9 protein-coding genes are annotated in these 12325 nt (G+C 72.0%); 1 reads left to right on the forward strand and 8 read right to left on the reverse strand.

What is annotated here, in order from left to right; translation table 11 throughout:
- Positions 1-725 precede the first annotated feature (725 nt).
- Positions 726-1958, reverse strand: coding sequence for an aminotransferase-like domain-containing protein (locus tag IEZ10_RS13735; RefSeq protein ID WP_229811290.1), 1233 nt, complete (start codon positions 1956-1958; stop codon positions 726-728).
- A 296-nt stretch (positions 1959-2254) separates the two neighbouring features.
- Between IEZ10_RS13735 and IEZ10_RS13740 the strand changes: the two genes are divergently transcribed.
- Positions 2255-2875: a GNAT family N-acetyltransferase gene (locus tag IEZ10_RS13740; protein ID WP_189246891.1), complete on the forward strand. Its 621-nt coding sequence runs from the start codon at positions 2255-2257 to the stop codon at positions 2873-2875.
- Positions 2876-3234: 359 nt separating this feature from the next.
- On the opposite strand, the gene trxA is transcribed toward IEZ10_RS13740, so the two are convergent.
- The 7 genes from trxA to IEZ10_RS13775 form a co-directional block, all read right to left on the reverse strand.
- Complete coding sequence (gene trxA, locus IEZ10_RS13745) at positions 3235-3558, reverse strand: thioredoxin (protein ID WP_179821647.1); 324 nt, start codon at positions 3556-3558, stop codon at positions 3235-3237.
- Between the two features lie 48 nt (positions 3559-3606).
- Positions 3607-4539, reverse strand: coding sequence for a thioredoxin-disulfide reductase (gene trxB, locus IEZ10_RS13750; RefSeq protein WP_189246892.1), 933 nt, complete (start codon positions 4537-4539; stop codon positions 3607-3609).
- 299 nt (positions 4540-4838) lie between these two features.
- A complete protein-coding gene (locus IEZ10_RS13755) occupies positions 4839-5861 on the reverse strand; it encodes an anti-sigma factor family protein (protein ID WP_189246893.1) in 1023 nt (340 codons plus the stop codon).
- Entirely contained in the window at positions 5851-6456 is a 606-nt protein-coding gene (gene sigM, locus IEZ10_RS13760) for an RNA polymerase sigma factor SigM (protein ID WP_179821653.1), read from the reverse strand. Before sigM ends, IEZ10_RS13755 begins: the two co-directional genes overlap by 11 nt.
- 153 nt (positions 6457-6609) lie before the next feature.
- On the reverse strand, positions 6610-8154 hold the full coding sequence (locus IEZ10_RS13765; protein WP_189246894.1) for a protein kinase family protein: 1545 nt from the start codon (positions 8152-8154) through the stop codon (positions 6610-6612).
- Positions 8155-8352: 198 nt separating this feature from the next.
- On the reverse strand, positions 8353-9957 hold the full coding sequence (murJ, locus tag IEZ10_RS13770; protein WP_189246895.1) for a murein biosynthesis integral membrane protein MurJ: 1605 nt from the start codon (positions 9955-9957) through the stop codon (positions 8353-8355).
- A 26-nt stretch (positions 9958-9983) separates the two neighbouring features.
- The gene (locus IEZ10_RS13775) at positions 9984-12281 is read right to left on the reverse strand and encodes a hypothetical protein (protein WP_189246896.1); all 2298 of its coding nucleotides are present in this window, start codon (positions 12279-12281) and stop codon (positions 9984-9986) included.
- Positions 12282-12325 lie beyond the last annotated feature (44 nt).

The following is a 12325-nucleotide window of genomic DNA, read 5'->3' on the forward strand; positions in this document are numbered from 1 at the left end:
CCGCTTCCGTCGCGGCCGGGCCGTTCGCCGCGCGACGGCGGCGGAAGTCACCGTACGGCACCGCGCCCGGTCCGCGCTCGCCCGGTCCGTCACCGGACGCCCGCGTGGAAGGCCGGAGCCCGGCGCCCATGCCGGACCCTGTACCGGATGGCCGAGCCGGGCGCCCATGCCGGAGGCCGCGGGCCCGCCGGACGGCGAGCCCGGGCTTCCACCTCAGGGTAGGCGGGAAGGACCCGCGGGCCGGGCAGCGGCCCGCGGGGCGGCGAGACGTTCCGGCGCGCCGCGGTGATCCATGGGTGGCGTGGTGACAGACGGGACGGCGAGGCGCTCCGGCGCGCCGCGGTGGCCCGCGGGTGGCGTGGTGACAGGGGACGGTGAGGGCTCCGGTGGGCGGCGCCCACAGCGGTCCGGGACGCCGCTTCCGGCTCCCCCGCGCCGGCGGCGCCGGGCTGCCTCGGTACACGACGGGCGTGTTGCGGGCGCCGCGCCGGGCACCGGTCGGGGCGTGCCCACGGTGAGGAGATGAGCGACGAATCCGGCCTGGCGACGATCACCGGTCACCAAGCCTTCGACAAGACGGTGGACGACGTGTGCGCGGGCGGCCGGTGTCGCGCCGGATGACTTCGTGGCCGCCTCCGGCTTCAGCGGCGACTACGGCTCATCGGAGAGATCCCCACGCCTCATGCCGTGATCATCACGGCATGAGGCCCGGGGTGAAGGACGGCCTAGGCGATGTCGGGGCCGGGGGTGTCCACCCCGGTGTGACCCGGCGCGGCGCCCGGGCCGAACGTGTCGCGCAGTTGCAGCTCCTGCTCGATCACCCCGGCCAGGCGGCGGACGCCCTCGCGGATGCGGTCCGGCTCGGGATAGCAGAACGACAGGCGCATGTTCCGGGTGCCGCCGCCGTCGGTGTAGAAGCCGGTGCCCGGGACGAAGGCGACCCGCTCGGCGACCGCGCGCGGCAGCAGGGCCTTGGAATCGAGGCCCTCGGGAAGCGTGGCCCAGACGAAGAACCCGCCCCGGGGACGGGTCCACGTCATGCCGGTCGGCATCAGGGCGTCCAGCGAGGTGAGCATGGCGTCGCGGCGCTCGCGGTACAGCTCACGGAAGGTCTTGATCTGCTCGCGCCACGGCTGCACGGAGAGGTACTCGCCGACCGCGAGCTGGGTGAAGGTGGAGTGCGAGAGCACCGCCGACTCCATCGCCAGCACCAGTTTGTCGCGGATGGCGTGCGGGGCGAGCGCCCAGCCGACCCGGAAGCCCGGGGCCAGGGTCTTGGAGAACGAGCCGAGGTACACCACGCCGTCGGCGTTGTCGGCACGCAGTGCCCGCATGGGCTCGCCGTCGAAGCCGAGCAGGCCGTACGGGTTGTCCTCGACGACCAGGATGCCGGCGCGCTGGCAGATGTCCAGGACCTGCTGCCGGCGGGCCGCGTTGAGGGTCACCCCGGCCGGGTTCTGGAAGGTGGGGATCGTGTAGAGGAACTTGATCGGCGCGCCCGCCGTCCGCAGCGCGTAGATGGTCTGGGCGAGCGACTCGGGGACGATGCCCTCGTCGTCCATGGCGACGTGGACGACCTTGGCCTGGTAGGCGGAGAAGGTGCCGAGCGCGCCGACGTAGGACGGCCCCTCGGCCAGCACGACGTCGCCCGGGTCGATGAAGATGCGGGTGATCAGGTCGAGGGCCTGCTGGGAGCCGACGGTCACCACGACGTCGTCGGCGCCCGCATCGATGCCCTCCAGGCGCATGACGTCGCAGATCTGCTCACGCAGGTGCGGGTCGCCCTGGCCGGAGCCGTACTGCAGCGCGACCGGGCCGCGGCGGGAGACGAGGTCGGCGACGAGCTCCCCCACCACGTCGAGGGGCAGCGCGGTGACGTACGGCATGCCGCCGGCCAGCGAGACCACCTCGGGCCGCGACGCGACGGCGAAGAGCGCCCGGATCTCGGAGGCGACCATCCCGGTTGCCCGTGCGGCGTACCGGTCGACATAGGCGTCGATCCGCGAACCCTGGGGCGCGACGGTCCGACCGTGATCAGAATCGTGGGGCACGGTCCACCTCCTAGCTCATGTGGAGCACGCGAGTGCTCATGCCAGAGAAACCAGCGTACGTCAGTGAATGATGTCGTCTGCGTGGGGGGATGCGACAGTCTGAAACACGGACCCCCACTGGGCTACGATGCCAGCTGGGGACACCGTTTTCGCGGGGTTTTCGTCATGGCTCGCACTCGTCTCGCCAGGATTGGGGCCAACAGGTGTCGCGTCGGCTGGCCAACGTCACTCTCGACAATCTCGACGACCTGCCGCACCGGTGCCGCCGGTGCGTGTTCTGGGAGCTGGATCCCATGAGCGGCAACCGCGCCGTCGAGGCCGGGGACCCGGCGTTGGAGAAGGAGGCGTGGATCTCCTCCACCCTCCTGGAGTGGGGGAGCTGCGGGAAGATCGTCTATGTGGACGGCGTGCCCGCCGGGTTCGTGCTCTACGCGCCCCCGCACTACGTGCCCCGTTCGATCGCCTTCCCGACCTCGCCGGTCAGCGCCGACGCCGTGCTGCTGATGACCGCGCACATCATCCCGGAGTTCTCCGGGGGCGGCCTGGGCCGGATGCTGGTCCAGGGCGTCGCCAAGGACCTGACCCGGCGCGGGGTGCGGGCGATCGAGGCGTTCGGCGACCTGAAGTGGGAGCAGCCGGGGGCGTGCGTGATGCCCGCCGACTACCTGCTCTCGGTGGGTTTCAAGACCGTCCGGCCGCACCTGCGCTTCCCCCGGCTCCGTCTGGAGCTGAAGACCGCCGTGTCGTGGCGTGAGGACGTCGAGGTGGCCCTGGAGCGGCTGCTGGGATCCATGAACCCGGAACGGGCGCTACGGCCGGTCTGAGGCGGTCTCAGCCGCTTCCCGCCCCGCGCCGCCGTACGCGGCGGAACGACCGGCATGACCGGCACGGCCGTACGGCATCGCGGACATGACCGGTGCCCGGCCGTACGGCACGGCGGACGCGGCCGGCGTGGCCGTACGGCACGGCGGGGATGATCGGTACGGCGGACGCGGATCGGCGCGGCCGTGCGTCGGCGCGCATGCGAAAGCCCCCTGCCGTGGGGTGGAAGGGGGCTTTCGCGGGTGGGTGTGCCGCTCGGAAGCGGTGGTACGGCCCGTGCGCCGTGGGGTGCGCCGTGCCGCAGGGGGCCTTTCCCGGCCCGTCCGTCCGGCCCCGCCGGAGCGGGGCCGCGCGGGCGGTCCTAGATGATGCCCTCGAGCTCGCGGAGCAGCATGGCCTTCGGCTTGGCGCCGATGATCTGCTTCACGACCTCTCCACCCTTGTAGACGTTCAGGGTCGGAATCTGGAGTACACCGTACTTGCCGGCGGTCGCCGGGTTCTCGTCGACGTTCAGCTTGACGATGGTCAGCTTGTCGGCCTGCTCACCGGCGATCTCTTCCAGGATCGGGGCGACCTGGCGGCACGGGCCGCACCACTCGGCCCAGAAGTCGACGAGGACGGGCTTGTCGTTCTTCAGGACGTCGGCGTCGAAGCTGGCGTCGGTCACGCTCTTGATGGCGCCCAAGGTCTTGCTCCCTTTTCGTGTGTCTCTGTGTCCGGGTCGTCGGTCGGGTCAGCTCTCGCGGTCGGCCAGCCAGCGCTCGGCGTCGAGCGCGGCGGCGCAACCGGTGCCGGCGGCGGTGATCGCCTGCCGGTAGGTGTGGTCGACGACGTCGCCCGCGGCGAACACCCCGTCGGCGCTGGTGCGGGTCGAGGGGGCGTCGACCTTGATGTAGCCCTCCTCGTCGAGCTCGATCTGGCCCTTGAGGAGCTCGGTGCGCGGGTCGTGCCCGATCGCGATGAACAGGCCGGTGGCGGCCAGCTCGCTCTCCTCGCCCGTCTTGACGTTGCGCAGCCGGACCCCGGTGACCTTGGCGTCGCCGAGGACGTCGACCACCTCGCTGTCCCAGACGAAGCGGATCTTGTCGTTGGCGAACGCCCGGTCCTGCATGATCTTGCTGGCGCGCAGCTCGGCGCGGCGGTGCACGACCGTCACCGACCTGGCGAACCGGGTCAGGAAGGTCGCCTCCTCCATGGCGGTGTCGCCGCCGCCGACGACCACGATGTCCTGGTCGCGGAAGAAGAAGCCGTCACAGGTGGCGCACCAGGAGACGCCGTGGCCGGACAGGCGCTTCTCGTTGGGCACGCCCAGCTCGCGGTAGCCGGAGCCGGTGGACAGGATGACGGTCTTGGCGTGGTACGTGTCGGTGGCGGTCTTGACGACCTTGGGGTCGGCCTGCAGGTCGACCTCGACGACGTCGTCGGCGACCAGCTCGGCGCCGAACCGCTCCGCCTGCTTGCGGAGGTTGTCCATCAGGTCGGGCCCCATGATGCCGTCGGGGAAGCCGGGGAAGTTCTCCACCTCGGTGGTGTTCATCAGCGCGCCACCGGCCGTGACCGAGCCCTCGAAGACGAGGGGCCTCAGATCGGCGCGCGCCGAGTACACGGCCGAGGTGTAACCGGCGGGACCCGAGCCGATGATGATCACATTCCGGACGTCCATCACTGCGGTGCCTTCCCGTCGTCGTTGCCAGTGGCGTCAACAGATACTAAGCGCCGGTGATTCCCCCGCCCGAACCGGCGCGTCCACCTGCGGTGACGCCGCCTCCACCCGGTCCCCGCCGGGGGACCGCCCCGCATGACGGCCGGCCGTACGGCGAGCCGTACCGGCCGTACGGCGAGCCGCACCGGCGGCGGGGCCGGGGAGAGCGGGGCCGTGCGGCGGGGCGCGGCCGGAAGACGGAGGGCCCGGCACGGATGACTCCGTGCCGGGCCCCGATGTCCTCGCGGATCGTCCCCGAGGGCCTACTTCCAGCGGGCGAAGGCGGGCTTGCGAACGTTCTCGCACTGCGGGCCCACGACGTGCACGCGCACGGTGTTCTTCGCCTGGTTCTGCCAGAAGACCATGATGTTGGCCTCCTGCCCGTTGTAGAAGCCCTGGTCCACCGCGAACGGGAACTTCCCGATCTTCTTGGAGACCTGCTGCACGCACTGATCGATCTTGGACGCGTCGGTCGCCTGGGCGGCGTCCACGATCTGTGCCGGGCCGATGTACTCCAGCAGCGAGCCGCTGAGCTCCTGCTCGGTGTAGTTCCAGTTGCTGTCGGTCAGCTGATAGGCGGGCTCACTGGCCGACGGGGTCAGGGCGAGCGAACCGCCCTGCTCCGGCCCTGACGCGGTGAGCATGCCGGTCGACACCACGGTCGCGCCGATCACCGCGGCCGCGGCCACGCCCGCCACGGCGGGCAGGGCCCACCGGCGCCGCGCGGCTCCGGAGCCGCGGCGCCGCCTGACCGGAGCCGGGACCACGGTGCCGTCGTCGCCGACGACTCCGAGGCGGGCGGCCGGAACGGCGGGCTCGCCGTCGAACTCACGGTCGCGGTCGTCAGCGGCGACCTCCGGCCGCGTGGCGGGGGCGTCGCCGTCCCCTGCCGTTACGGGCCGCGTGACAGGGATCACGGTGCCGTCGTCGCCGACGATCCCGAGGTGCGCCACCGGCTCCGGCACGGGGGAGGACGTCGTCTCCCACGGCGCGTCGCGCATTATGTCGTCCCAGGCCGGTGCCTCCACCAGGCCTACTCCACCTCCACGGAAGCTCTCGGCCTCAGCGGCCAGCGCACGGTCGATCCTGAGGGCGACCCCCATCGGCATGGCCGGGGTGGGCGTCGCGGCAAGCACCTCACGGACCGCTGCGAGGTCGGCGAGGCTTTCGCCACAGGGATCGCAGATCGCGAGATGCTCGCGTACCTGCAGAGCCGTGGCGGCGTCGAGAAGACCCTCAGCCAGTTCGGCAAGGGTCTCCAGGTCGTAGTGCGTGTCACCCGTCACGAAGTTCTGCTCCCTTCGCGGATGAGACGCGAGTGAGGTCTGATCGGTTCCGTAGGTGGGAAAGAATCGGGGCCAGTTTCGCCCGGCCGCGGGCGCATCTGCTCTTCACGGTGCCGCTCGGCACCCCGAGGACCTGGGCCGCGTCCTCGACGGAGTAGCCCATCATGTCCACGAGCACCAGCGCGGCGCGCTGGTCGGCGGGCAGCAGCCGGAGCGCGGACGAGACCTCCATGGAGACCTCGCGCTCGGCCGTCTGGTCCTGCACGGGGGTGTCGCGCTCGGCGGCCTCGACGAGCTCGTCGTCGGCGACCGGGCGGACGGACTTCCTGCGCATGCGGTCCAGGCACGCGTTCACCACGATGCGGTGCAGCCACGTGGTGACGGCCGCCTCACCGCGGAAGCTGTCGGCCTTGCGGTAGGCGGAGACGAACGCGTCCTGTACGGCGTCGGCCGCCTCGTCGGGGTCGCCCAGCGTGCGCAGGGCGACCGCCCACATGCGGTCTCGGTGCCGCTTGACTATTTCACTGAAAGCGTGCGGGTCCCCGGCGATGTGCCGGGTCAGCAGATCGGCGTCGGACACGGCGGGCCGCGCCATCTGCTCCGCCGCTGGCGGGGTCTCTGGTGGGGAGTTCACAAGGAAAGTCCTGCTGCCGGTCCGGGGAGAATCACCACTACGGGATAGATGGTGCCACGAAATCTCCCATGATCGGCAAGAAGCAGGGTAAAAGCGTCCGAATCCGTACAGCTTTCACTTGGCAGCGAGGATCTTCACGTCCACGACCGTGCCGCGGTACTTCCCCTGGAAGGTCGGCATCCTGGTGAACCAGACGCACACGTAACGGCCCTTGTGCGGGGAGTCGGCGCTGAAGGTCTTCTTGCCCCCGAGGTCGGAGAACTTGTGGACGACGTCCAGGGAGCCCAGGTCGGCGGACGGGCCCACCCGCAGCTCGGCCGTGCCGCCGGAGCCGGCCCCGAAGTCGACCGTGACCTGCTTGACCGGCACGCTCTCGCCGAGGTCGAGCAGCAGCCCGACGCCCTTCTTCAGGTTGCCGAAGTCGGCGGAGAAGTAGGACTGGCTGTGCCAGTCGGTGGAGGACTTGCCGTCGACCGCGTTCAGGGCCAGCTCGCTGCGCTCGTCCCCGCCGGTCTGCGGGTCGAAGCCGGACGCCTTCTGGACCTTGACCTCGCGGGTGGCCGTGGCCGTCGTGGGCGTGGGCTTGGCGGTCGTGACGGCCACGGGCGGCTCGGAGGTGCCGAGGCTGCGGCCGAGAGTCCAGGCGACCAGGCCGACGGCCACCATCACCAGCAGCACGACGAGGGTCATGGCGACCTTGTTGACCGTCCCGCCGCCCGCCGGGCGCGGCTGCTGGTACGCCTGCTGGTACGACTGCTGGTACGGCGGCGGGGTGGCGGGCGCGCCGGCCGGGGCCGTGGCGGGCGCCGCCGCGGCGCCGGTGGGCGCCTCGGCGCGCGAGGCCGTCACCGGCGGCAGGGCCGTCGCGGGCAGCGGCATGGGCATGGGCGTGGGCCTCGGCACCGAGCTGAGCGCCTCGGCGAGCTCCGCCGGCGTGGTCAGCGGGGTGAGCCCCTTGCGGCTCTCCGGCAGCAGTGCCCGGCAGGTGATGGTGTCGAGGTAACCCGGGATCCCGGCGGTGACCTGCCGCGGCGTGCAGTAGTGGCCGTCGTCCATGGGGGCGGCAGGCAGCCCGCCCTCCTTCTCCTCGCCCGGCCAGTGGCCGGTCAGCCCGGCGTACAGCAGGCGGCCGAGGCCCTCGGTGTCGGTGCGGGCCGGGTCGTCGCCGGTGACCTCCGCCAGGGCGGCGTCGATCCCCACGCCCAGCAGCTTGACCGTGTTGCCGGAGGTCCATACCAGGTGGTCGGGGGTCAGGCACAGGTGCGCGATGTCCGCCTCGTGCGCGTGGGCCAGCGCCTCGGCGGCCTCGGCGACCAGCGCGGCGGCCCGCTCGGGCTCCAGTGATCCGGAGGCGACCATGTCGCCGAAGGTCTCGCCGCTCACCCACTCGCTGACGACGTAGGAGCGCCCGTCGTCCTCGGTGGCGTCGAACACCTGGGTCAGGCGCGGGTCGGTCAGCCGGCTCGCCGCGCGGGCGGCGGTGACGACCTCGTTGAGGCGCGGGAAGTCGGGGTCGAAGGTGTGGACCGCGACGGGGCGGGCGAGCACCTCGTCGATCGCCTTCCACAGGGTGGCACCGCCGGACTCGTGGACCCGGTCCTCAAGCCGGAAACGGTCGGCCAGCTTCGCGCCCGGCTCGACGGCGGCGGAGGAACTCATGGGGTCTCCGCGACTGGGGACACGACGCCGCCATCCTCGACGACCGACACGTCAGGACACATCACACTATGCCGGGTGGATCCGCCCACGCCCTCCTGCTTCCATTAGCCGCATGTCGTCACACGCGTCGCACCATGGTAGTCCCGCGCCGGTTCCGCCCGTGTTCCGCTTGTCAGACGCTTGGGACAAGTCTTGGGGTTACCGGCCTACCCGTCCTGCCACCATTCCAACGATCGAGCCGACCTCCGGGATGCGCATCCGATGCGCGAAGGCCAGATAGAGCACCATACCGAGACCACCGCCCGCGGCGAGCATGATGGCCGCGTTGAAAGGGGTCAGGTCGGCGAGTTCCCTGGTGATCCACAGCACGCCGAGCGCGAGCGCCGCGGCCGGCAGGGCCGCGATGTACATCCGGGACAATCCGGCGGCCACCACGCGCCCGTTCAGCCCGCCCGCGCGGCGGGCGGCCAGTCGCCAGGCCACCACCGTGCCCGCGACGTAGGAGACGGTGAGCGCGAACGCCAGGCCCATGACGACGTACTCGGGGGGCAGGACGGCGGCGGCCAGGAAGCTGAGCGCGATGCTCACCGCCGTGTTGCCCGCCCCGATGAGGACCGGTGTCCGCGTGTCGCCGAAGGCGTAGAACACGCGCAGCAGGAGCTGGAAGAGCGAGAACGGCACCAGCGCCAGCCCGAAGACCTGCAGCACGCTGCCGATGTAGAGGGCGTTGGCGGGGTCGTTGTTGCCCCAGGAGTAGATCAGCACGGTCACGGCCGGGCCCAGCACCATCAGCAGCACCCCGGCGGGAACGAGCAGCGACGCCACCAGTCGCACGCCCGAGGCGAACTCGTCACGGACCGAGGTCAGGTCGCCCTCGGCGACCGAGCGGCTCATCCGGGGCAGCATCGCGGTGATCACCGAGACCGCGATGATCCCGTAGGGGAGCTGGAAGAGCTGGAACGCCTGGGAGTAGGCGGTGTTGCCCGCACCCGGCGCCTCGTCGCCGGCGGCGGAGGCGATGTTGGTGGTGACCAGGAAGCCGAGCTGGGTGATGGTCACGTACAGGAAGGTCCAGGAGCCGGCCTTGGCCATCTCGCCCAGCCCGGCCTGGCGCAGGTCGAACCGGGGCATGAGGCGGAAGCCCGCCCGGTGCAGCGAGACCATCAGCACCAGGCACTGGGCCACGATCCCGAGGGTCGTGCCGAGTCCCAGGACCGTGAGGTCGGAGCCGCTCACCGCGGTGACGTCCGCGCCCGCCGGGCCCGCCTTCACGTAGTACAGGGCCAGGACGGCGATCATCACGATGTTGTTCAGCACCGGCGCCCACATCGGGGCGGCGAACCGGTCGCGGGTGTTGAGGATCGCCCCGGCGAGCGCCCCGACGCCGACGAAGGCGACCTGCGGCAGGAGGTAGCGGGCCAGCGTGACCGTGACCTCGATCCGCTCGTGGCCCCAGTCGTGGGTGTAGAGGCCGATCAGCGGCCGGGCGAGCAGCACCGCGATGACGGTCAGCGCCACCAGCCCGAGCACGCCCGCGGTCATCAGCCGCTGCTCGTAGGCCCGTCCGCCGTCGGGGTCGGACTTCTGCCGCCGCACGATCGACGGCACCACGACGCTGCTCAGCACCCCGCCGAGGAGGTAGTCGAACAGGATGAACGGGATCATGTTGGCGACGGTGTAGGCGTCGCCCATCTGCGCGCTGCCCAGCGCGGCCACCAGCACCGCCGAGCGGACGAACCCGGTGACGCGGGAGACCATCGTCCCCGCCGCCATGATCGCGCTCGCGCGCAGGACCCTGCTCATGGGCTTCCTTCCACTGGGGGACCCGCTCAGGACTCGGTGCCCGCGGGGGCGCCCGCCGGTCGCGGCGGGGCCGTCGGGGACGCCTGGGACGCCGCGACGCGGCGGGCTCCGCGGCGCCGCAGCACGCGCATGACCACGGCCGCCAGCATCACCGCCAGGGCCGCGCCCACGATCACCAGCGCGATGCCGGTGTAGCCGGTGGTCCGCACGGTCAGCTTCACCGGCTTGCCGTACTTGCGCATGTCCTTGGTGACGAGCTGGACCGTCACGGTCGTCTGGCCGCCGATGGCGGTCGCCCGCATCGGGACCCGGATCGTGCGGTTCTGCCCGCCCGCGATGACGATGGGGGAGTCCTTGCTCTCGTACGGGTCGATCTCCAGCAGCTTCGGCTTGTCGGACGTCACCTGCAGCTGCACCGCGATCTCGCTGCCGGGCCCCGTCAGGTCGTTGCGGACGCTGATCGGCACGTTGCCGTCGGAGCCGGCCAGGGTGCGGAACTGCGGCTGGTCGCTGCCGCTGATGGAGACCTTGCCGATCCGCGCGTCGACGGCGGCCGCGACCTGCCTGACGTACGGCGTGGCGTCCTCGGTCCGGCCGCGCCAGGCGGAGGAGGCCAGCCGAAGCAGCGCCGGCTCGAAGATGTCGAGGTCCTGAGCGGTGGTGACGCCGGTCGTCAGGTCGGCGCGGGAGTTCACGCGCTTGACGCTCGCCATGTACGGCTTGCCGAGCTCGGTCCGCCGGTCCTGCTCGGTGTAGGTGAGGCCGGACCGCGGCGTGACCGGCGTCTTGGGCCGCCTGAGCGCGTCGAGCGTGACCGGGGAGAGCCAGGGCAGCGTGGCGGCCGCCTTGACGAGTCCGGTGACGTAGCCGGGGTCCGGGTGCCAGCGGCGCGGCGGGACCGCGACGACGGTCTTCGCGGCGGTCTTGGGGGCGCCGGCCGAGCCGGCGGCGGGAACGGCCTGCTCGGCGCCGATCATCGCGGTCTCGGCGACGAACCGCTGGTGGCTCAGCGCCGCGGCCCCGGGGGCCGAGGTGTCGGCGCCGAGGACGTCGCTCAGCGCCGTGTCGGCGACCAGCGCGGTGACCGGGCCGTCCACGCTCTCCAGACGGGCGAAGGCGTCCGGGGTCGTGGCCGGCGTGGCCGGCGTGGTGGTGGTCGTGGTGGTGGACGGGACCGTGGGCGGCACGGTGGCGGACCGGTCGGCCGCGGGCGGCAGGTTGCGCTCGTCGAGCAGCACCGTGTCGACGCCCGCACCGGCCAGCGCGTCCAGCCCGTCGTAGTCGATCATGCCGTTGACCGGCCAGTTGACGTAGTCGATGACGTCGCGGCCGAGGGCCTCCCGGCCGATGCGGGCCGCCGCCCCGATGCCGTCGCGCGCCGCGTCGTCCACCCCGTTGTGGGTCAGGGCGGTCACGTCGGGGTCGGCGTAGGGGGTGGCGACCACGGGCGGCCTGGCGAGGGCGGCGCGCAGGTCGCGCAGCCACCGGCCGGCCTCGGGACTGGCCGGCCGCTTCTCGGTCGCGTCCTTGGTCTTGACCGTGTGCGTCTTCGCCATGGCCTGGGCGTCGTCGAGCAGGGCGGGGTCGACCATCCAGGTGAGCCCCTTGGCCGAGGTGTTGTCCTGGGCGATCTTCAGCAGGTCGCCCAGCCGCTGCCCGGACGCCATGGACTTGGCCAGGGTGTCGTCGACGAAGGTGGCGTCGTCGGCCCGGCGCGGCTGGTCGATGACCGGCAGGACCATGGCGATCTTCGTGCGGGGGACCGTGACGTCCTTGGGGAGGTAGGTCAGCAGGGTGCGCTGGGCGACGACCTGCTGGCCGAAGCCGTCCAGCACCTCCAGCAGGATCGGGTAGACCCCGAACCGGCTGATGCCGAGCTGCTGCGGGGTGACCGTGAACTCCCAGGGCGCCTTGGCCGAGGGGGCGATCATCGGCTCCAGGTACTGGTCGTGGTAGGAGTAGGGCTGCGCTCCCTCACCCCCGAGGTAGGTCGCGAGGTCGGCACGGCGGGCGAACGGCTGCGCCGAGTGGCGCAACCGGACCCGCAGGCCGCTGCGGGCCTCGCCGGTGTTGGCGAAGAAACCGGAGATCCTGATCTCGGTCGTCGGATCGCGCGGCACGTCCGGGGTGATCGACTCCACCGCGAGCTGTGGCTCCTGGCGCCCCTGCCGGGCGGCCGCCGGACGGGCGCCGGCCACGGCCGTCCCGGCCTCGCGGGCCTCCGCCGCGGTCGTCTGGGCGTTCGCCGTACCAGCAGGGACCACGACGGCGGAGGAGAGCATCGTGGTGGTCATCACGGCGAGCAGGGCGGCCTTGCGGATCACGTGCCGGCCTGGGTCGGAGTACGGCGCACGCCCGTAATGCTATG

Source organism: Streptosporangium pseudovulgare (assembly GCF_014648055.1).
Lineage (GTDB): Bacteria > Actinomycetota > Actinomycetes > Streptosporangiales > Streptosporangiaceae > Streptosporangium > Streptosporangium pseudovulgare.

Coding starts and splice junctions, on each gene's coding strand:
- IEZ10_RS13765 (WP_189246894.1), bottom strand. CDS start 8,154: ATGAGTTCCTCCGCCGCCGTCGAGCCGGGCGCGAAGCTGGCCGACCGT.
- IEZ10_RS13735 (WP_229811290.1), bottom strand. CDS start 1,958: ATGGTCGCCTCCGAGATCCGGGCGCTCTTCGCCGTCGCGTCGCGGCCC.
- murJ (WP_189246895.1), bottom strand. CDS start 9,957: ATGAGCAGGGTCCTGCGCGCGAGCGCGATCATGGCGGCGGGGACGATG.
- sigM (WP_179821653.1), bottom strand. CDS start 6,456: ATGGCGCGGCCCGCCGTGTCCGACGCCGATCTGCTGACCCGGCACATC.